Annotated in this window: 16 protein-coding genes; 6 read left to right on the top strand and 10 right to left on the bottom strand. The window is 63.0% G+C overall.

Features of this window, described 5'->3' with window-relative positions; genetic code table 11:
• Positions 1-27: 27 nt before the first annotated feature.
• Positions 28-3,891: a cation-translocating P-type ATPase gene (locus RG2_RS30195; RefSeq protein ID WP_051730731.1), complete on the bottom strand. Its 3,864-nt coding sequence runs from the start codon at positions 3,889-3,891 to the stop codon at positions 28-30.
• 2 nt (positions 3,892-3,893) lie between these two features.
• Positions 3,894-4,334 (bottom strand): hypothetical protein, encoded by a 441-nt coding sequence (locus tag RG2_RS32555; protein ID WP_230590387.1) that lies wholly within the window; start codon positions 4,332-4,334, stop codon positions 3,894-3,896.
• Between the two features lie 195 nt (positions 4,335-4,529).
• Between RG2_RS32555 and RG2_RS30185 the strand changes: the two genes are divergently transcribed.
• Entirely contained in the window at positions 4,530-5,477 is a 948-nt protein-coding gene (locus RG2_RS30185; protein WP_033236751.1) for an aldo/keto reductase, read from the top strand.
• 16 nt (positions 5,478-5,493) lie between these two features.
• Here the strand turns inward: RG2_RS30185 and RG2_RS30180 are convergent, their stop codons facing one another.
• Positions 5,494-6,270, bottom strand: coding sequence for a hypothetical protein (locus RG2_RS30180; protein ID WP_033236739.1), 777 nt, complete (start codon positions 6,268-6,270; stop codon positions 5,494-5,496).
• 148 nt (positions 6,271-6,418) lie between these two features.
• Positions 6,419-7,666, bottom strand: coding sequence for a hypothetical protein (locus tag RG2_RS30175; protein ID WP_230590385.1), 1,248 nt, complete (start codon positions 7,664-7,666; stop codon positions 6,419-6,421).
• Positions 7,667-7,766: 100 nt separating this feature from the next.
• Between RG2_RS30175 and RG2_RS30170 the strand changes: the two genes are divergently transcribed.
• Positions 7,767-9,080, top strand: a complete 1,314-nt coding sequence (locus RG2_RS30170; RefSeq protein ID WP_033236738.1) for a DUF5691 domain-containing protein — start codon at positions 7,767-7,769, stop codon at positions 9,078-9,080.
• Positions 9,081-9,140: 60 nt separating this feature from the next.
• On the opposite strand, the gene RG2_RS30165 is transcribed toward RG2_RS30170, so the two are convergent.
• The 5 genes from RG2_RS30165 to RG2_RS30145 all read right to left on the bottom strand — a co-directional run bounded on the left by RG2_RS30165 (position 9,141) and on the right by RG2_RS30145 (position 15,391).
• The gene (locus tag RG2_RS30165; RefSeq protein ID WP_033236737.1) at positions 9,141-10,271 is read right to left on the bottom strand and encodes an acyl-CoA dehydrogenase family protein; all 1,131 of its coding nucleotides are present in this window, start codon (positions 10,269-10,271) and stop codon (positions 9,141-9,143) included.
• 8 nt (positions 10,272-10,279) lie between these two features.
• Positions 10,280-11,455, bottom strand: coding sequence for an acyl-CoA dehydrogenase family protein (locus tag RG2_RS30160; RefSeq protein ID WP_033236736.1), 1,176 nt, complete (start codon positions 11,453-11,455; stop codon positions 10,280-10,282).
• A gap of 104 nt (positions 11,456-11,559) precedes the next feature.
• Entirely contained in the window at positions 11,560-12,006 is a 447-nt protein-coding gene (locus RG2_RS30155) for a hypothetical protein (RefSeq protein ID WP_033236735.1), read from the bottom strand.
• 72 nt (positions 12,007-12,078) lie between these two features.
• Positions 12,079-14,613, bottom strand: a complete 2,535-nt coding sequence (locus RG2_RS30150) for an ABC transporter permease (protein ID WP_033236734.1) — start codon at positions 14,611-14,613, stop codon at positions 12,079-12,081.
• 4 nt (positions 14,614-14,617) lie between these two features.
• On the bottom strand, positions 14,618-15,391 hold the full coding sequence (locus tag RG2_RS30145; protein WP_033236733.1) for an ABC transporter ATP-binding protein: 774 nt from the start codon (positions 15,389-15,391) through the stop codon (positions 14,618-14,620).
• Between the two features lie 257 nt (positions 15,392-15,648).
• On the opposite strand from RG2_RS30145, the gene RG2_RS30140 reads away from it, so the two are divergent.
• From RG2_RS30140 to RG2_RS30125, 4 genes are all read left to right on the top strand, one after another.
• Positions 15,649-17,211 carry a long-chain-fatty-acid--CoA ligase gene (locus RG2_RS30140; protein ID WP_033236732.1) on the top strand — a complete coding sequence of 521 codons (1,563 nt, stop codon included), beginning with the start codon at positions 15,649-15,651 and terminating at the stop codon, positions 17,209-17,211.
• Between the two features lie 22 nt (positions 17,212-17,233).
• The gene (locus RG2_RS30135; RefSeq protein WP_033236749.1) at positions 17,234-17,635 is read left to right on the top strand and encodes a YchJ family protein; all 402 of its coding nucleotides are present in this window, start codon (positions 17,234-17,236) and stop codon (positions 17,633-17,635) included.
• Positions 17,636-17,690: 55 nt separating this feature from the next.
• A complete protein-coding gene (locus RG2_RS30130; RefSeq protein ID WP_033236731.1) occupies positions 17,691-18,278 on the top strand; it encodes an AMIN-like domain-containing (lipo)protein in 588 nt (195 codons plus the stop codon).
• Between the two features lie 89 nt (positions 18,279-18,367).
• A complete protein-coding gene (locus RG2_RS30125) occupies positions 18,368-20,266 on the top strand; it encodes an ABC transporter ATP-binding protein (protein WP_033236730.1) in 1,899 nt (632 codons plus the stop codon).
• A gap of 77 nt (positions 20,267-20,343) precedes the next feature.
• Here RG2_RS30125 and RG2_RS30120 read toward each other — a convergent pair whose 3' ends face one another.
• Positions 20,344-22,107, bottom strand: a complete 1,764-nt coding sequence (locus RG2_RS30120) for a DEAD/DEAH box helicase (RefSeq protein WP_033236729.1) — start codon at positions 22,105-22,107, stop codon at positions 20,344-20,346.
• Positions 22,108-22,147: the final 40 nt, after the last annotated feature.

The raw sequence follows: 22,147 nt of genomic DNA, 5'->3' as shown, positions 1-22,147 counted from the left end.
ATAATTCCGGCGGGGGCCATCTGTGTTTCAGCTCTTGTTCTCGGGCAGCACCAACCGCTCGATGACGGGCGAGGCGACGGCAGCTAGAGTCGTTGCGCCGCACGCACATCCGATTGCCTGTGCCCAGGCAAGCGGACCGAGTGGAGTGCAACCGAGGAACTGGCTCACGACCGGGGTACTGACAAGAATGCTGAGCACCCCAACAGACCCCACAGCCGTCGCGACTACCAGTGGACTTCTCGATTCGATCAAGGTTTGACCGAGCTGAGTACCCACCAACGCCACCAGAGCCACCGTCGACGCACGCCGCGCTCGACCGGTCATCCGGGCAAGAATCCACGCGGACAGAGCACCGGCCGCGGTTGCGCCGCCGCGGACGGCAATGGTGCGCCACAAAGCGTCTGCGTCCGTGGCCGGCGTATCGCTGCGGCCCTCGGCAGTCGGCGTACTCACTGCCAATGCCGCGGCGGGCAACGCATCGGTCATAAGATTGACCAGCAACATCTGCCGCGCATTGAGCGGAGATATCCCGGACAAAGCGCTACCCATCAAGGCAAACGCCACTTCACCCGCGTTACCGCCGAGCAGGACACCCACCGCGGAGCGCACCCGCTGCCATAACTGCGCTCCTTCGTCGAGCGCGTCGATCAGTCCACTGACCCGACCTTCCAGAAGGACGATGTCCGCGGCGCCCCTGGCAGGATCGCTTCCGCTGGACGCAACTCCGATACCCACGCTGGCAGCGCGGATCGCTGCAGCGTCGTTAGCGCCGTCACCCACCATCGCGCACACCGAGCCACTGGACTCCAGAGCATGGACAACCTGCACCTTGTGCTCAGGTGTCATCCGCGCGAACACGGTTCGTTCCGCGACCGCTGCCTCCTTTTCGGTGTGGGACATGTTCTCCCACTCCGAACCGGTGAGCACGTCATCCGGGTCCACGTCCAACCCCAACTCCCCCGCAACCGCTGCCGCGGTCAGTGGATGATCGCCGGTAATGACCCGCACGCCCAGTCCCCGATCGCGAAGTTCCGCGACAAGTTGCCCGGCATCGGAGCGGAGGGTGTCGGAAAGCCCGAGCAGTCCCACCGGCTCCAGATCATGTGCGCAGCACTCTTCCAGAAACTCGGGATCGTGCGCAGCACGCTGCGCGGCCGACTCGGACAGCTCACGCTGAGCCACCGCGATGACCCGGAGTCCGCGCTTTGCCATCTTCTTGACATGCCCTGAGGACACACGCTTTTTCGATGCGGCTGCATGCGAAACGAACTCGGGTGAACCTTTGAGGGCAATCCGATGCCCGATCAACGCGGCAGAATACGGCCGGCCGGATCGGAACGGCACCATCGCCGACGCTTCCGCATCCTCGAATACAAGTGGATGCGCCAAAACGTCGTCGGCTGCACTGACAACAGCCGCGTCGGTCGAGTGAAAGACCTGATCTCCACTGTTACTCAAGGCACTTCGCGCGGCAACTTCCAGAATCCGATTTCCCCGCCACCCGTCGACCCGCTCTACTGCCGCGACATGCAGATGGTTCTCGCTCAGCGTTCCGGTTTTGTCGAAGCACACCACGTCCACACGCCCCAGCGCTTCGATCGAACGCGGTGAACGTACCAGCGCTCCCACCGAGGTCAGTCTGCGCGCAGCGGCCTGCTGCGCCAGAGTGGCAACCAACGGCAGACCTTCCGGCACAGCGGCAACGGCAACAGCGACGCCACCGGTCACCGCCTGCCGTAGCGCGGTGCCACGTAGCAGTCCTAGCGCGGTCACCAACGCCCCGCCGCCGAGACTGACGGGGAGCGTTTTTCGGGTGAGATCTCGGAGTCTGTGCGTCAATCCCACTTCGGGGCCACGCTGCGGTGCCCGGACATCGACTTTGCGCGCTTCGGTCTGCGAGCCCACGGCGGTCACCACTGCGCGAGCCGCGCCGGCAACGACGGTTGTGCCGGCGTAGATCATGCAGCTTCGCTCGGCCACCGGCACTCCCGGCGTTGGCTCGGTCTGCTTCTCCACCGGCATGGATTCACCGGTCAAGGAGGATTCGTCGACCTCGAGCGAATCGACGTCGAGAAGCCGAGCATCGGCAGGCACCACATCTCCGGATTCGAGAACGAGGATATTGCCGATTCCCAATTGATCTGCTGGAACCCGCTCGGGCTCCGACCCGTTCGATACCCGTCGCGCCAACGGCTCCTGCACCCGAAGGAGTTCACGAACAACATGTTCCGAGTGCAGTCGCTGTATCGCAGACAGAGTGGCATTGCCGGTCAATACGGAGCCCACCAGAAATGCATCGATCGGCGAGCCCAGAATTGCACTGGCCGCCGATCCCGTCGCCAGCACCGGCGTCAAGGGATCCGACAACTCGGATCGGACTGCATCCAGAACGTCACGGCCCACCCGGACCGGCGCAGCGACGCGCGCCAAGCTTCCGGATCGTGTTTCAGCCGGCGCCTTCTCGTCGGGCGACGGTAGTTCGTGTAGCACTTCGTCGGTACCCAGTTCATGCCAGTCGTTACGCGAGGAACCTTCGGGTACTTCGACACCGACTGCCGAGCGCGCCAACCTGAACCCGGTCCACAGCGCGGCGCCTGCCCCGACCGTAATCGGCCCCGGCCCGCGTCCGCGTACGCCGGGAAGCATGACCAATGCACCCAGGACCGAAGCACCGCTGGATAATTCGACGCCGCGTCTCGTCGCCGCCCGCGCCGCCGGCAGAGCATGCAGCACGCGCCATACTCCGGCAAGGTCGTGTTCGAGGATATCCGCCGACGGCGGCGCCCGATCAGGCTCGGCCACACCGATCCTGAGCTCAGCGGGCCCGGAGAGGCTGACTGAACTGACCACGCAGACATGTGCGCCGGCTTCCGACAGCGTCGTCAGCGCCGATTCCAAAGCCCGGTCGACGTCTCGGTCGCTGTCGCCGGGAGCCTCGAGGAGTTCGTCGAAACCGCCGCGCAGAGACCCGAGAGTGTCGACATCGAGGCTGACGGCGCGCACCCCAGCAATCCGCAATTCCGCTACTACGGCTTGTGCCAACGGTTTTCGGGTGGGACGCACAAGCACATCCGCACCGCCGATCCGATGCCAGCCAACAGTAAGCTTGTCGTTTCCCAGTTTTCGCCGCGAACGGTTCCAGATATGAACCCGGTCCGAGTCCGCGACACCGCGGATGTCTGCCACCCGAAGCTCCTGTGTGAGGAGTACACGCGGATCGATCAGAACTGTGTCGACCCGGTCGAGCCTCCGAGCGGCACCGGGGTCGACAACCAGCGATCCCTCGCGCTGCCACAGCTCCCTCGTCAGTACTGCGGCAAACGCCTCTCGGGAAATCCGCAACGCCCGCGGCGCCGCAACGCGCACTGCCGTCGATGCGATCTCGGAATTCTGTGTGACAGCACCGATCACAGCACCACTTGCCAACTGGGCCAGCGCTACTCGCTCCGCGTGACGCTCACCTTGCCCGCGGCTCTCGCCGTCCGGCACCTCCGACGACACGGCAACACCCCACTCCTGCGATGCATTGCGCAGGCTCCAGGCCTCGCCGAGCAGCAGCGACCGCATGCCGAGATCAACCGTCAACGCCGCAGGGGCCTGTGTCACCACGTCGGTCACCGACTTGGCCGATTCGAGGATCAGATCGGTCAATTCGCGCCCGAGCATACGTTCCAACTGCTGACGCAGAGCCGGTTGATGATGCAGGACCGAGACGCCGGCCGCGAGCAACGACGATCCAGGCAGGTTCGGTACCCGCGTCACCGAACCTGCCAGTGCCGGAACAATTCCCGCGGCCGCAATGGCCGTACTGAAGGCCCGTCCGATCAATTGGCGCTCGGCCGTGGATCGAAACGGCGTGGACAGAAGTCCGGTGAGTCCGGCTGGGAACATACTCACGCCACCGGTCCCGGTTTGGTCGTATATTTTTCCGGCGTGCCCACACCTGCCACCTGCACAGAACCAGGCGTCTGGGCGGCACCCAGTTCCGCTCTCCCAGTCTTTTCGATTTTCTTCGCCTCACCTTCTCTCTCACCGTCGTGACGATCCCGATCACCGTCGGGACGATCCCACTGCCGTAGCACGACGGCCGCGCCGCCCACGCCCAGTAAGATCGGCCACTCGACCAAACCGGCAGCACCCATCGCCGCAAGTGTGAGAACAGCCGTCGGCGTCGACTTGCTACCCGCTCGCATACCGTTGCGCATGCCACCGACGGCGCCCCGGATTCCGCCGTTCACTCCTCCGACAACGCCACCACCCACGGCTCCCACCGCACTGGTGGTCACGCTCGCCGCGCCCGTTACTACCCGCGTCGCTTCACTGACCATCGACATCGGACTCTCCTTCTCACAGTCCGTCGAACAAGGTTCATTACCAATTGGCCATACCCCACACCGCCAGAGGCAATCACGAACAGCAACGATTTCGACCCGCTCTCCGGACGCCACACCCCCCTACGAGACTGCTACGCGGTACGGTTCGAACGTCGGCGAATGGCGTCGACGTTGCATCGACGGGAGTTCTGCGCAGTGGCGAAAATCGGCAGCTCGGATATCGACATTTTTCGGTTGTCCTTGGGCGGCAACCCCTTCGGGTGGACCGCTGACGAGGCGACGTCCTTCGAGATACTCGACGCCTTTGCCGAATCCGGCGCGAACTTCATCGACACCTCGGACTCGTACACCGCCTCCGCACCGGGTAACTCCGGCGGAGAATCCGAAACCATCATCGGAAAGTGGATCACCGATCGCGGACTCCGGGAAGACATAGTCGTTGCCACCAAGGTCGGCAGCCACCCCGATTTCAAGGGTTTGAAGGCAGAAACCATCGCCGCGGCAGCGGACGCGTCACTTCGCCGCCTTCAAGCCGACCGCATCGATCTGTACTACGCACACTTCGACGACCCGAGTACACCGCTCGAGGAAACTCTCGAAGCGCTCAACGCACTGGTCGAGAGCGGCAAGGTTCGATACCTCGGAATCTCGAACTACACCCCCGAACGCGTGCGCGAATGGTTGCGAATCACCGAGGAGAACGGGTACGCGCGACCCATAGCGCTGCAGCCCCACTACAACCTGGTGCACCGGAAATCGTACGAACCGGAGCTCGCGAAGATCGCCACCGACAACAACATCAGCGTCTTTCCCTACTTTGCACTCGCGTCCGGGTTCCTCACCGGAAAGTACCGAACCCGCGCGGATATCGACGGAAGTCCCCGCGAACGCATCACGGCAAGTTACTTCAGCGACGCAGGCCTGGCGGTGGTCGACGCGATTGCCGAGATCGCCGAAAATCACACCTGTGAAATGTCGACCGTCGCTTTGGCCTGGCTGCTGACCCGGCCCGGTATCACCGCGCCCATTGCCAGCGTCAGCCGAGTGGAACAGCTTCCGGCGCTACTCGACGCACCGGATCTGGTGCTCACGTCGGATGAGCTCGACCTGCTCGAACAAGTGTCTGCAGCAGTGGGAGCTTAGGCGCAGTGACGGGAGCTTAGGCGCTTCGGCGGTGCCGCGAACCCAACGCGGCGCCGTCGACAGTCCAGAACACCCAACCGTCGTAGCTCTCGATATCTCCGGAAATATGTCCGGTGACAGCATTCGCAGCAGCTGTCGGGTTGGGGAACCTTCGTCCCTCCATGGGGCCACGCATGATTTCGAGTACACCGCTCGTTTCGTCGAATCGACCGATCCAGCGGTACCCGTGGCAATCGGCGCTCACCTCGACGCGCAGATCGATCACCGGGATCTCGTCGTCGGCGGCGCTCGCACGACGCTTCTTGACGACAACCGCAGTCTTCGCGCGCTTCGGTGCTACCGGCGCTGCAACCTGGATGCTCGGATCCTTGACCGCAGCGACGCCCAGAACGTCCCAGCGGTCATGACCGTGGGCAACTCGTCCACGCGCAATCGCGTGATGCCCCGTCCGGGTGCGACCCGGGGTGTCCATCATCCACAGATCGACCTCGGACCGGATATCGTCCGCCACCTCCACCGACGGCAGCATGAAGAACTGGTGAGGCGTAATCGCAAGATCGACAAAAACCCAGAACTCGGAGCGAGTGTCGTCGCTCTCGATCGACTCGTCCTGGCGCCTGGCCTGCCAATCACCATCGAGCTTGGACCGAACCCGGACGATGCGGGTACTGCCGTCATTGCCCGTCACCTGCACCGGGTTGCGGCGCGAATGCGTCAACCGCACGGCCTGGCCCCCACGCTGGGTTACTTCGGAAATGAACGCGTTGATGCCACGACTTGCGGTGTCTTCCATGGTCGACTTTCTTGAAGCTGTTGCGCCCGGTATCGCCAGATCGGCCTGCGGGTGAGGCGCCAGCGAACAATTGTCGCGTCCAACGCCCGGCGAATCCGGCTCACGGCCGGCTACTTACCTCGACCTTACCGCGCCCTCGCTTCAACACCTAAGGTGCGGGCCGCTCGTTCCCAGAGGTCAGAAGTGCGATGTCGCCGTACAGCGCCGCACGGTGGGCGAACATCAACTCCTCGACACCGTCGAATTGATCCCCGACATAGTGCGTGTTGGCTGCCGACAACTCCCGCGATCCGGACCGCGCGAGCAGGTCGTCGATGCGGCTGTCCAAGCTCGCGGCATGTGCAACCGCGCGCTGCGAACTCAGCTGATCTTCGGCCCGGGAGACCAGGTCACCGATCCGCGCCAATGCCGCAACTCGCTCGACCAACTGATCCCACACTGCGCCGAGGGCCCGTATTCGCGAGTCGATCGACGCTCGGGTTGCCTCGTCGCGCGCAAGGCCAGCGGCCTCGTCGAGTTCGGCGAGAATCGACCGCAACGCAACCGTATCCACGGATATCTGGGTGATCTCGTCGGCAAGGTCAAGTTGATTGCGTTGGACGACAAAATGATCGGAATGCCAGGCATTCGATGACTCGATGCGGTCGTACACGTTGCCGGCCAGATAGAGCAGCGCGTCATATTTCCCGGCCAGGCCGCCGTCGTCGTGTGTCGCCAAGCCGTCGAGCACCTCGGCCACACGACGGCCGGCGTCGGCGAGGACTCCGGAACCCTCGATACTTGCCAACCGTCCGGCGAGTTTGTCGAGTGCCGCGCTCCCGCTACCGGCAACGGAGCCCAGTCCAGTAGTCGACTTCGCCGGAACCGGCGTACGCGTGAGTCCGACGAACAGGGCTTCGCGCTGCTCCACGTCGAGATGTAATCCGTCACGCCGATCCTTGCGAATAGCGCGGACGCTGCTGGCAAAATGGCGATTGGACCGAACGACCGCCGAGCGCGCGGTGTTGACGCGTTTCTCCAGGGCCTGCACACGTCGTTCCAGAACAACCTGCACCGGACCGATTCGGGCAGCGCTCAGCCGTCGACATGTTCGCGTGTACTCGTCCGTCAGGTACCTCAGTTCGGACCAACCACCGATATCCGGGAACGACCGTCCGACCGCGCGGCGATCGGCCATGATCGCCCGGGTCTCGTCGTCGACGTAGCCACCGGCCAACAACAGCGCGACTTCGGTGGACAACTCAGGGCGATTCGATTCGACGATTCCTGCTTCACACCAGGTTCGAACATGGCTGGAAATCAGGGCACGACGTTCGGTGACCGACACATCTGCACCACTGTTAACTTCCGCCCCACTGGTTCCATCACCCACCGTGACGCCGTGAATTTCTGCCATGTCAAGCCTCCCAGGTGCCGCTGTCCACTCTCCCAGAATCTCGACATCCGCGCCGATACCCCGAGTGAAAGTCGACACACCCCTGCCTTACCGTAGGCAAGTGATCTCGCTGCGAACCGACAGAACGGCAGAGCGACCGACGCTCCCCGCGTCGGCGATCGCACACGTGATGTCACTACTCGAGACGCGGTCACCGTCGATACCCGAGTGGTTCGAGGTTGCCGAGGCCTACCGATACGTTGCCCCCGCACCAACTGTTCCCGCACTCATGGAGGCTGCCCGCACGTACCTCGAGCATCGCGAGGCACTCCTTCGCCTCGCGGGACCGCGCGGACAGTATCTTGCAGACCACAATCCAGCCTGGGCACAACTACGGCGCGTCGGATCACGCCGCGACGAACTGTGGCTCTCACCGGACCCGGACGATCGACTTGCCTGGTTCGACTACATCCGAACAGTTGACCCCGCGCTCGCAACGGAAGAACTCGACATCGCGTGGGACAACGAACCCGCAGATTTACGGCGTGAGTTCCTGAGCCGGTTGAGCGTCGGCCTGGGCGAGCACGACTACGACATTCTCGAACGCGGACTCGACGATCCGTCGCCGCCGGTCCGTGAGCGTTCGATCCAACTGCTCCGCCAACTTCCCGAGTCCCCGTTTGCCGAACGTATGGCTACCCGGGCTCACACCTGGGTGCGGCTAGAGACCAAACCCCTGCGGCCTCGCCTCGTCATTCGACTGCCCGGTTCACTCGACGACAAAGCCCCACGCGACGGTATCGAAGATGTCGGGGCCCAGTACAAGGGAATCGGCAAATGGTGGCTGCGGCAAGTGGTCACGGCTACTCCCTTGGCATTATGGGAAGCGATGGTAGGTTCACCACACGACGTTCTTCGCATTCCCATCGAGAAACAATGGCATGAAGTGATGACCGAATCGTGGACCGCCGCAACAGTTCTGCAGAAGAACCCGGCCTGGGCATCAGCTTTACTCGAGCGGGACGGCCGAAACACCGACCGCCGCGTCGTCGCAATTGCACATCCCCGCGAACGGATCGCGTACATCCTTGCCGGCCATGCCGACAGCTACCTTCTCGGCGTCGACGGCAGTGCCCTGTTGGACGGCATCGACCGCCCCTGGCCTCTGGCGATTGCCCACAAACTTGTCAGCGCCCTCGAATGCGAAGCCGCCAAACACGCTGCCTCCGGCGAAGAATTGGGCATCCACTCTCGCCACAGCCATTACTCGACGCTGCGAAGCGCGCAAGCCAGGTTCCCCCTCGAGGCCGGTGCACTACTGCTGGACGCGGCCGAGCGCACTGCGTCCACCGACTGGCAACGGGCGTTCACCGAGACCGCCGCACACATCGAAGCGCGCCGAATCCGGTTGGACGTGCTGCGGGGCGGACAGTGACAAAATCGGGGCCGCACCCCGCGACTGCGGAATGCGACCCCGATCAGCTCTCGTGAAAGATCAGACCGCAGTGACCATTTCATGGTCGGCAACGCCCGCAGCCAACACACGCAAGTGATCCTCGGTGCTGCCAAGCGTGTGTTCGATGGCAACAAGCCTGCTCACGTAATGACCCACCGGATACTCCGCCGTCATACCGATGCCGCCGTGCATCTGAATTGCTTCCTGACCGATCAGCCGAGCCGATCGCCCGATCTGCAACTTGACCCGAGACGCGATGACCGGATCGACCACACCGTCGGCCAGCGACATAGTCGCGTACAAACTCATGCTGCGCGCCAACTCGAGTGACACGTACAGGTCTGCTGCGCGATGCGTCAGCGTCTGGAACTTGGCCAGCGGAACCCCGAACTGCTTGCGGGTCTTGAGGTATTCGGTGGTCAGGCGCAGTGCCTCTTCCATCGCCCCGACAGCCTCGGCACACAAGGCGGCCTGCTCACGGATCTGAGCGGCCTGGATCAGCGCCGAAGCGTCGCCGCCCTCACCGAGCGCCTCGGCGGGAGTATCGGTGAACTCGACCTGCGCACCACGCAAACCGTCGTGAGTTGCGTATGACTTGCGCACCAGACCCGATGCGTCACTCTTGACCAGGAACAGGCCCACTCCGCCGCTCGGCAAGCTCGCGCTCACAACCAGGATGTCCGCAGTCCCACCGTGGCCGACCGGATTCTTGATGCCGGTGATGCTCCAGCCGTCACCTGCCGGCGTTGCCGTCGTCGCGCGCTGCGTTGCAGGCCAACGAATTCCAGGTTCCTGATCGGCAAACGCCAGGAACGTGACACCTTCGGCGACTCCAGGAAGGATGGACGATCGCTGCTCGGCGCTGCCGCCTTCGGAGATCAGTCCACCCGGCGTCACGACTGCGTCCAGAACCGGCTCGGGCGCAAGTCTGCGACCGATCTCGGTCATGACGGCACCGATCTCGACGGGACCCGCGTCCATTCCGCCGTCGTCCTCCGAGAACGTCAGACCAAGCAGTCCGACCTCCGCCAACTGCTTCCACACCTGCGGGCTCCACCCAGGCTCTGCGTCGGTAATGGCATTTCGTTTTTCCGCGTCGTAGCTACGTGCGAGAAGATCCTTGGTGGTGTCACGAAGAAGCTTCTGTTCGTCATTGAGTTCGAAGTCCATGCCACGCCTCACAATCCGAGGATCGAGGAGGCGATGATGCTGCGCTGCACTTCGCTCGATCCGCTGTAGATGGATACCTTGCGGTAGTTCAGGTAAGCCGGGGCCGAGTGCTGTGCCCAGCCCGCCGACGCGATGTCGGTGCCAGCGTCGAACGGCAGCGAATCGGGGCCGGCGACATCCATCAGCAACTCGGTGCTGGCCTGCTGCAATTCGGAGCCACGCAACTTCAGCAAGGAGGAAGCCGGGTTCGGCTTACCGTCCGCGGACCCTGCGACGACACGCAGTTGAGTGAGCTCCAGCGCAAGCAACTCGTTTTCGAGCTCGGCCAGGCGCGCGGCGAACAAGGGGTCTTCGAGAAGCGTCCCGTTCCCGACCTTGACTTCGGCTGCACGCGCTTTTGCCTGAGCCACACGAACTTTGGAGAAACCGACGCGGGTGACGCCGGTGCGCTCGTTGCCGAGCAGGAACTTGGCGTAGCCCCAGCCCTGATTCTCCTCGCCGACCAGATTCTCGCCCGGAACGCGGACGTCCTCGAAAAAGACCTCGTTGACCTCGTAGCCACCGTCGATCAGTTTGATCGGACGGACCGTCACACCCGGCGTCTTCAGATCGACCAGGATGAACGAGATTCCCGCTTGCCGCTTGGGCGCATCGGGATTGGTGCGAACGAGGCAGAAGATCCAGTCTGCGTGCTGACCGAGCGTGGTCCAGGTTTTCTGGCCGTTGATCACCCAGTCGTTACCGTCACGGACAGCGCGAGTCTTGAGCGACGCGAGATCGGAACCTGCCTCTGGCTCCGAAAATCCTTGGCACCACCAGATATCGAGGTTGGCCGTCGCGGGGAGGAACTTCTCTTTCTGTTCCTGCGAACCGAAAGCCGCGATGACCGGTCCGACCATGTTCGCGTTGAACGCAAGTGGCTCCGGAACAGACGCCAACTGCAGCTCGTCGAGCCAGATGTTGTGCTGAACCGGAGTCCAATCCTTACCGCCCCACTCGACCGGCCAGTGCGGCACGGCCAGGCCGTGGGCGTTGAGGATTTGCTGCGACTCGACCATCCGGTCGCGCCCCAGCTCTTCCCCGTGGGCGTACGCGTTCCTGGTCGATTCAGGAATCTGTGTGCGGAAGAAAGTCCGCATTTCGTCCCGGAACGCCAGTTCCTCGTCGGTCAACGCCAGATTCATCGTGATTCCTTCGCACTCGAAACCGGATTCATGTTCGACTCGACCGTACCCCGATCGCTCACGACAAGGCTAGGACACCCGGAGAAAAGGCGGACCGAATCCGACTACACGGTTTTCAAAACCAAAAGGAACCCACCACCAGCTGGGTCGATGCTTGTTTCGACGTTCAGATCCGGGGCCAATCGCGAGAGCCGATCGAGCAACCACTCCGACGCGTCCTGGGCGTCGTCCTTGCCGGGGCAGCGTGCAACCGCGACCCGGCCGCCTTTACGTTCGAGTTGCTCCACAACACCGATGATGGGCGCGGGATCAACCACGAACAACCGATCCGGCCACGCCACAACAGGTTTGACAGCACCCTTCTTGGTGTTGCACGCGCGGTGTGCGAGTCGCTCCATACCGCCCTTGGACTTGCCGCCCTTCTTGGCGGTGTTGATGCTGTCGACACTCGGGCCACGCGGATCGTTCACCGACATATCGGGGTCGACGGGCTCGTCACACAGCCAGCAGCGCCAGGATTCACGATCGCCGACTTCTTGAAGAGTAATCATGGGTAGCAACGCTACCCGTGCGCACTTTTGGCAGCGTGAACAGCCAAAAGTGCGCACGTGCGGCTCCGCCGCCTAGAGGTCTGCGATCGCCTCCAGCGGCTTCGTCTTGGCCGCTCGATTGGCCGGCCACAGTGCCGCGAGCACACCGACGATGCCGGAACCGACCAGCATCAACGCAACCTGACCCCACGGAATCGTGATCTCGCCCAGGCCCTGATCCCGGAGCGTGCTGACGAATCCCCAACCGAATCCGATGCCGAGCACCACACCGACGGCCGCACCGTAGACCGCGATGAGAACGGATTCGAGGTAGATCGTGCGCCGCATCTGAGCCCGCTGCATACCGACCGCCCGCAGCATGCCGATCTCTCGACGGCGTTCCACAACCGAAAGAGCCAAGGTGTTGATGATGCCCAGAATCGCGATCACCACCGCCAGCGCCAGGAGTCCGTACAAAATCGCAAGCAACGTATTGATCTGCTGCCCTTGGGTTCCCTTGAACTCCTCACGATCCTGAACCTGGACAACCACGTACTTTTCCGTGGCCTGCTCGAGTTCGCCGCGCAAGGCCGTCACATCGGCACCCGGCTTCGCTTTCACGAGAACCGCAAAATCAGGCAGGCTGGTTACCGGCATCAAGGCCTGATACGCCTCGTCCGAGACGATCCACGAACCGATCAACTGGTTATCCTCGAACACTCCTGCAACAACAACCGGGTACTGGGTCCCGTCCGCGCCGACCAATGTCTGCGTCGATCCGACTGTCCAGCCGTTGTCGGTCGACGTGGTCTGCGAGACCATCATGTTGTTTCCGGACAGGTCGGCAGTTCCGTCGACGATGTTGTAGTCGAGCACCCCGTCGATCGGACCGTCCAACGACGCACCCTGCTCGTCCTGTCCGTTCACGGTCGCCCGAACCCCGTGCAGCGACGTTGCACTCTGCACATCCGGGAGCGCGCGCACTGCGTCGGCTGCGCCTCGCGGCACGCCCACCGCATTGGGACCCGTCAGGATGTAATCCGCGGTCACGCCAACGTCGATCAGCGCATTGATACTCGCCTTGGCCGAAGAACCGAACACCCCGATGACCGTCACCAGCATCAAGCCCAAGGTCAGGGCAAAGGCCGTGGCCGCGGTACGACGAGGATTGCGGACCGCATTGGTACGCGCCAGACGGCCCACCGAGCCGAACGGTTTCGCGAAGACAACACCGAGCGCACCCACGATGGGCTGCGACAGCGCAGGAGAACCGAGCAGAACTGCGATGATCAGCGCAAAGGCTCCGCCGCCGACGGTCAGCGCCGCACCCTGACCGGTGCCCCTCGAACCGACAACCACCAGGACGACGCCGAGAACACCGAGAATTGCGCCGATCAGCGTCCGGACACGGAGCGAGTCACCGGTAGAAGCGAACTCCTCGCGCATCGCGGCAACCGGCGGAACCTTGGACGCCCGCCGCGCAGGCGCATAGGCACTGAGCGTCGTCACGACAACGCCGACAACCAACGCGACAACAACCGTCCGTGGGCTGACCTGCAGCGAGCCCTCCGGCAATCCGACGTCGAAGGCATTGAGCAACCCGCGCAACCCGTAGGCCAGTCCGATACCGGCCAGCAATCCGATGACGCTGCCGATCAATCCGACGATCAGCGCTTCGGTGACGACGGATCGGCCGACCTGAGCCCGGCTCGCACCCACGGCACGCAACAGTGCCAATTCACGCAGCCGCTGCGCCACGATCATCGAGAAGGTGTTGTAGATGATGAACGTGCCGACCAAGAGAGCAATAGCGCCGAACGCCAGCAGGAAGTAGTTGATGAAGCTGAGCGCGGTATCGACCTCGGCCTTGGTCTCCTCACGGACCTCGTCTCCGGTCTGCACCTGCAAGTCCGGGAAGACCTGCTCCACCCGTTGCTGCATCTCGGTCTGCGACAGACCGGTACCGGCTACGTCGATGTAGTCGACATGCTTACCGTCCGTGAACAGGCTGCGTGCCTGCTCGTCGGTGAACAACGCTCCGATGAAACCTCCGGTGTCACTACCGGACCCCTCGTAGATACCTGTCACCGTGACATCGACGATTCCTCTTGCCGGCACCAGTATCCGAGCCTGGTCGCCGACCGACAAACCCGCCTTCTCCATCGCACTCGCATTCAATGCGATATCCCCGGCAGCCTCAGGTGGGCCACCTTCCGAGTACGGATCGGGCGGTGTGATCGCCCGCTCTGCCGGCAGGTACGACGTACCGATGCTCGGAGCGCCGCCTGTTTGCACGGCACCACCGTCTGCGTTGATCAGAACGATCTGTCCACTCACCGCAGGTGCCACGGCACGAACTCCGTCGATGGCTGCCAGCTTGTCGACATCCTCGATCGGAACGCCACTGGTGTTGCGATCCGGCATCGACACCCGGACGTCGACGCCCTGAGCAGTGTTCTCGAAAATCGAGTCGAACGTCTTCTGCAACGTATCCGTGAACACAAACGACCCGGCGACAAACGCCGTACCAAGCACCACCGACAACACGGTGAGCGCCAACCGCACCTTGTGCGCCGCCAGGTTACGCAACGACACCTTGCGCATCGGCGAATTGGTTATCGAAGCCATATCGTCAAGCTCCGGCTTCTACGTTGACCGGAACCTGCGGAGCATCCAGACGCTTCATCCGATCCAGAACGGAATCGGCCGTCGGCTCACGCAGTTCGTCGACGATCTTGCCGTCCGCCAGAAATACGACGCGATCCGCATACGCAGCAGCGCGCGGATCATGCGTCACGATCACCACGGTCTGACCGAACTCGTCCACCGCGGACCGCAGAATCGACAGAACCTCACCGGAGGAACGCGAATCGAGATTGCCCGTTGGCTCATCACCGAAAATGATCTCGGGCTGACCGGCCAGAGCCCGCGCACACGCAACACGCTGTTGCTGCCCACCCGACAACTCACCCGGCCGGTGATCCAGGCGGTCCTTCAAACCGAGCTTCGTCAGTACATTGTCCAACCACGCCGGATCGGCCTTGCGCCCCGCGATATCGAGCGGCAACGTGATGTTCTCGAGTGCCGTCAGCGTCGGCACCAGATTGAACGCCTGAAAAACGAATCCGATGCGGTCGCGTCGTAGCGCCGTCATCTGTTTGTCCGACAGTCCGGTCAATTCGGTGTCACCGATGAGCACCGAACCGGAACTCGCCGAATCCAGACCCGCCAGGCAATGCATCAGCGTCGACTTGCCCGAACCAGACGGGCCCATGATCGCCGTGAACTCACCCCGAGCAAAATCGGCGGATACAGCGCTGAGTGCATGCACCTGGGTATCCCCGGTGCCGTACGTCTTGGACAGGCCGACAGCGCGGGCCGCGACATCTTGGGCGTGCGAACTCATGATCGCCTTTCGTCTTCACTTCGGTGGGTCTTCGTCGGTGGAACTTCTTCGATGGAACTTCTTCGGTGGATCGAGCACCCCACAGCACGCGGGCGCCAACTGGCACTGCTCCATCCTGTCGTCTACTCGGCGCCACCGCTATCAGGGACCACCCTGATTTCCACAGGGACTCCCCTGAGTTGTCAACGGAAAACACACATGCGGACGCCAACCGCCCACTAGCCTTGTGACACACATCACTCGAGAAAGGTGGTCCGATGTCCGACGCCGCCACTGCAATCATCTTCGATCAACTCGAACACTGGGCGAGCGTCAAACCCGAAGAACCGGCCGTGACGTTCCAGGAAACCACCTATACGTGGGCCCAGTGGCACGGTCGCATCCTGCGCATCGCGGGCGCACTCGCCGAATCCGGGATCGGACCGGGAGACACCGTCGCCTTCCTGGACAAGAACCATCTCTCCTGTCTCGAAATCACTTATGCCGCTTCACTACTCGGGGCCGCAAATGCCATTCCGAACTGGCGGCTCGCCGGCGAGGAACTCGACTACATCCTTGGCGACTGCGGGGCACGCATCCTATTTGTCGGTAACGAACTCCTCCCTCAGGTCGTTGCCATGCGCGATCGCCTCACCGCCGTCGAACTGATCATCGCCGTCGGTAGCGAGAACGACGAATTCGAACCGTGGCTCGACGAAGCCCCGCCGTTGGCAGCTCGTCCCGTAGTCACCGCCGACAGCACAGCCCTGATCCTCTACAGCTCCGGAACGACCGGACGCCCCAAGGGAGTTCAACTCACCCACCGAAACCTGTTCGCGCACAGCAACAATGTCCTCGAACTCCTACCGAAACACGATGACGACATATTCCTGGTCGCCATGCCGATGTTCCACGTCGGAGGAACCTGCTACGCCATCATGGCAATTCACGCAGGCGGACACTGTTATTTCACCCGCGAAGCTGACGGACCGTCGATCTTCGCCGGCCTCGCCGCAGGCGCAAACATCGCATTCCTGGTGCCACCCGTGATCGCCGGTGTCCTGGCAGCAGGCGATCAGGCCGTCGCCGCCTTCCGCGCCTTCAAACGCATCACCTACGGCGCAGCCCCTATGCCTCTGCCTTTGCTGCGAGGAGCGCTGGCGGCCTGGCCGGACACCGAGTTCGTCCAGGTCTACGGCATGACCGAAATGGCCGGTGTTGTCACCGCTCTCATGCCCGACGTCCACCGCGACGAATCGCAAGTCGAACGCATGGCATCGGCGGGCACTGCCATTCCGGGGGTCGAGATGCGCATCGTCGATCCCGTCACTCTCGAGGACACCCCCGCCGGAACCGTCGGAGAACTCTGGTGGCGATCGGAGCAATGCACGCCGGGATATCTCAACAAGCCCGAAGCCACTGCTGAAACAATCACACCGGACGGTTGGCTGCGCAGCGGCGACATGGGCCGCGCCGATTCCGAGGGATTTGTCTTCATCGAAGATCGCCTCAAAGACATGATCATCACCGGCGGAGAGAACGTCTACTCACCCGAAATCGAACGAGTCCTTGTCGAGCACCCCGCCGTCGCCGAAGTCGCCGTAATCGGCGTACCGGACAACCGGTGGGGCGAAACCGTCAAAGCCGTGGTCGTCCTGCATGCCGACACCCAGATCGCCGAAGCCGAACTGATCACCTATACCCAGGGGCGTCTCGCAAAGTTCAAGTGCCCCACCAGTATCGATATTGTCGAGATACTCCCGAGGAATCCGACGGGCAAGATCCTCAAACGAGATCTTCGTAAGCCGTACTGGGACAACCACGAAAGCAAGCTGGTCTGAGCTCGCGTGCTGTAATGGGGTGGTGACCTCACGCCGCCCCATTACCGCCCAACTCTGCCCGTGTGGCACCGGCAATTCCGTCGCCGACTGCTGCGGCAAATATCTCGAGGGTGGTGCGTCCGCACCGACCGCTGAAACTCTCATGCGCTCGAGGTACACGGCATTTGCCCTCATGGACACCGACTATCTGAAACGGACCTGGCATCCCGATCACCGTCCCGCCACATTGGATCTGGACCCGCACCAGCGTTGGACCGGGCTCGAGATTCTTTCCACCGAGCGCGGAAGCCTGTTCGATTCCGACGGCACAGTCGAATTCCGCGCCCACTACTCCTACGGGACCGAACGCGGAAACCTCCACGAGCGCAGCAGATTTGCTCGAATCGACGGCCGCTGGCTCTACGTCGACGGCGATATCGGTTAGGTAACTCCGCGCACGCCGTCGCAGAGCCACGGACTGAGAGTCCTACGATCGAACCATGACAACGAACCGGACTAAATCAGTTGCCGCCATCGCTGCCATCATCGTGGGGGCCGGCCTGACCGCGTGCTCACAGACCGCAGAGACCACACCGACCGCCGTCACCACCTCGGTCTCCGCGACCACGAGCGCCGCAGCCGCAGAACCCGCGCCAACCGACAGCTCGGACAAAACCGCCGCAGCCGTCGCAGAATCGAAGCTGACCGTCACCGACGTCCGGATCGGCTCGCACGAGAACTTCGACCGCGTCGTGTACGAGATGGGTGGAACCGGAACCCCCGGATGGCGCGTCAAGTACGTCGACGCGGCTGTTCAAGAAGGCAGCGGCAAGCCCATGGAGATTGCCGGCGGCGCAATAATCCAGGTGCTGATCGACGGTTCCGCCTACCCGTTCGACAGCGGCGTGGAACAGTACTCCGGCCCGAACCCCGTCCCCGGAATCGCTGGTGGAGTTGTCACCGAAGTCAACGGGTCGTCGGTCTTCGAAGGTGTCACACAGTCGTTCGTCGGCGTAACGGAAAAGCAGCCATTCTCGGTGACGCTGCTGACGAACCCCACGCGTGTGGTGGTAGACGTAGCCAAGTAGTGGGCTTGACCTCAAGCACACTCGAGGTTTTACCTTCGTGTCGTACCGGCCGCGTAATCTTCGTGGCCGGCGACCGAAGGGCCTGACACATGAGTATGGAAGTCACCGCGTGGAACGCTATGTACAACGCGATGCACGCGCAAGACGACAAGCGGCCTTTTTCGAAGGCGACGCTGAAAAGAATCGCGACGTTCGCGATTCCGCAGAAACGCAACCTCAGCTGGTACCTCCTTCTGAGCGTGGTGACGGCGGCACTCGCCGTCGCAACACCGGTCCTGGCAGGCCGGGTGGTCAACGCGATAGTCGGCGGCGACGCCGTCAAGGTTGTGGTCATCCTGGCGGTGTTGATCGCGATTGTGGCGATTCTCGAAGCCGCACTCGGACTGCTGACGCGCTGGCTCTCCGCGAGTATCGGCGAAGACCTGATCTTGCTCCTGCGGACCACGGTGTTCGACCACGTCCAGAAAATGCCTATCGCGTTCTTCACCCGCACGCGCACGGGAGCTTTGGTCAGCCGCCTCAACAACGACGTCATCGGCGCCCAACGCGCGTTCAGTGACACCCTGTCCGGAGTGGTCAGCAATCTGGTCACGCTGGTGATCACGCTGATCGTCATGCTCGGGATCTCCTGGCAGATCACCGTCCTCGCACTACTGCTCCTGCCGATCTTCGTGATTCCGGCCAGGCGCATGGGTGCCCGGCTGGCGGCTCTCAATCGTGAAGCCGCCAACCATAATTCGGTGATGAGCACCCAGATGACCGAGCGTTTCTCGGCGCCGGGCGCAACGCTGGTCAAACTGTTCGGACGCCCGACACAAGAGTCGGTCGAGTTCGCGGTGCGTGCCCGACGCGTGCGCAACATCGGCGTGCGGACGGCCATGCTTCAGTCCGTTTTCGTCACGGCCCTGACGCTCGTCTCAGCCTTGGCTCTAGCCCTCGTCTACGGCCTCGGCGGCTACTACGCCTTGCGCGGGCAGTTGGACGCCGGTGCCGTTGTCTCGATGGCGTTGCTGCTGACTCGGCTGTACTCCCCGCTGACGGCTCTCGCGAGCGCCCGAATGGACGTCATGAGCGCCCTCGTCAGTTTCGAGCGAGTCTTCGAAATACTCGATCTCGCGCCGTTGATCACCGAGAAGCCCAACGCTGTCGCTGTACCGGACGGGCCCGTGTCCGTCGAGTTCAAGAACGTGAAGTTCGCATATCCGTCGGCGGACAAAGTGTCCCTCGCATCGCTCGAAGAAGTGGCGATTCTCGACAGCCGCGGCGGCGAGAACGTACTCCATGAACTGTCCTTCCGCACCGAAGCCGGCCAGATGGTTGCGCTCGTCGGAACATCCGGTGCCGGTAAATCCACCATCGCCCAAATGATTCCGCGCCTCTACGACGTGGATTCAGGTTCCGTCGAACTCGCCGGCGTCGACGTTCGCGACCTCAGCGCCGATTCCATTCGCGAAACTGTCGGTATGGTCACCCAGGACGGGCACCTGTTCCACGAGAGTCTCCGGTCCAACCTGCTACTCGCACGACCTGGTGCATCCGAGACCGAACTCCGCGAGGTCCTCGAGCGAGCGCGCCTCACCGCTCTGGTCGCGTCACTGCCGGAAGGACTCGACACGGTTGTCGGCGAGCGCGGCTACCGTCTCTCCGGCGGTGAGCGTCAACGCCTGACCATCGCGCGGTTGTTGCTCGCCCAACCTCGCGTTGTCATCCTCGACGAAGCCACCGCCCATCTGGATTCGACCTCCGAAGCTGCGGTTCAGGAAGCACTCGGTGAAGCTCTTGCCGGCCGGACAGCAGTCGTGATCGCGCACCGCCTGTCCACCATTCGCGCGGCCGATCTCATCCTGGTCGTCGAAGCGGGCCGCATCATCGAGCGCGGAACGCACACCGAACTGCTCGCTCACAGCGGTCGGTACGCCGAGCTGTACCGAACCCAATTCAACACCGGCAGTAAAGATTCCCACGATCTCGAGCCCAGCACCCTCTGATACAGAAACAGGCTACAAAAAACAGGCGCTGCTCCCCTTGAACGGGGAGCAGCGCCTGTTAGTTTTCGAGACGAAGATCAGCTGTCGTAGCGATCGCGTCCGCCACCCCGACTGTCGCGTCCACCACGGTCGTCACGACCACCGCGGCCGCTCGGGCGTCCCTGCGGCGGGCCGAAGTCAGGCTGCAACTGGATCAGGACGCCGGAGATACGCGTCCGTCGCAGAGCCTCGAGGGTCTCGTTGGACAGATCTGCCGGCAACTCCACGATGGAGTGATCGGGACGAATGCTGATGTGTCCGAAGTCGCTGCGACGCAAGCCGCCCTCGTTGGCGATGGCACCGACGATGGCACCCGGCACTACGCGATGACGCTTACCGACCGCGATGCGGTACGCCGCCAACTCCTGGCCCTCGGGTCCACGCGAACGCGGAGCCGGACCGTCGTCGAATCGGCGCGGCGGACGCGGTTCGCGCGGCTCACGCTCACGACGCGGCGGTGCCGGCGGCTCGGGAGCGAGCAGGAAGGCGTCGCCGTCACGCGACTGCACTGCCAAGGCGGCAGCGATGTCGATGAGCGGAACATCGTGTTCCTGGTCGTAGTCCTCGATCATCTTGCGGAACAGCGCCAGGTTCTCGGATGCCAGGCTCTCGGTGATGGAGTCACCGAACTTGGAAACACGCTGCGCGTTCACGTCGTCGACGCTGGGCAACTGCATCTCGGCCAGGGGCTGGCGGGTTGCCTTTTCGATGGACTTGAGCAGATGACGCTCACGCGGAGCGACGAACAGCAGAGCGTCACCCTGGCGTCCGGCGCGACCCGTACGGCCGATGCGGTGGACGTATGACTCGGTGTCGTGCGGGATGTCGTAGTTCACGACATGCGAGATGCGGTCGACATCCAGGCCACGCGCAGCGACGTCGGTGGCCACGAGGATGTCGAGTGCACCGTTCTTGAGCTGACCGATGGTCCGCTCACGCTGCGTCTGCACGATGTCACCGTTGATGGCGGCAGCGGAGTGCCCGCGAGCGCGCAGCTTTTCTGCCAGCTCTTCGGTGGCCTGCTTGGTGCGGACGAAGATGATCATCGCCTCGAAGGCCTCGACCTCGAGGACACGGGTCAACGCGTCGAGCTTGCGCTGGTGCGCGACCTGGATGTAGCGCTGCGTGATGTTCGACGCCGTCGAGGTCTTGGACTTGACCGTGATCTCGACCGGGTTGTTCAGGTACTGCTTCGAGATGCGGCGGATGGAACCGGGCATCGTCGCGGAGAACAGGGCAACCTGCTTCTCGCTGGGGGTGTCGCGGAGGATGCGCTCGACGTCCTCCTGGAAACCCATCTTCAGCATCTCGTCGGCCTCGTCGAGAACGAGGTACTTGAGGTTGGTCAGGTCCAGAGTGCCCTTTTCGAGGTGGTCGATGACACGACCGGGCGTACCGACCACAACGTGCGCGCCGCGCCGCAGGCCGGACAGCTGGACACCGTAGCTCTGGCCGCCGTAGATCGGCAGGACGTTAAGGCCGGGGATGTGCGCGGAGTACTTGCCGAATGCCTCGGCAACCTGCAACGCGAGCTCACGTGTCGGAGCCAGCACCAGTGCCTGCGTCTGCTTGATCGACGTGTCGATCCGCGACAGGACGGGAACCGCGAAGGCCGCGGTCTTACCGGTACCGGTCTGGGCAAGTCCGACGACGTCCTTGCCTTCGAGCAGCGGCGGAATGGTGGCAGCCTGGATCGGCGAGGGCGACTCGTAGCCCACGTCAGACAGTGCCTTCAGTACCCGATCATCGATGTCGAGGTCGGCAAATGTTGGGGGTTCGGGGTCACGCTCAATATCACTCATTTGACCAGCAGTTTAGCCGAAGGAGTATAGACACGAGAAC

This window comes from Rhodococcus globerulus NBRC 14531 (genome assembly GCF_001894805.1).
Lineage (GTDB): Bacteria > Actinomycetota > Actinomycetes > Mycobacteriales > Mycobacteriaceae > Rhodococcus_F > Rhodococcus_F globerula.
Note: the sequence above shows the minus strand (reverse complement) of the source record. Positions and strands in the feature narration are given on the sequence as shown.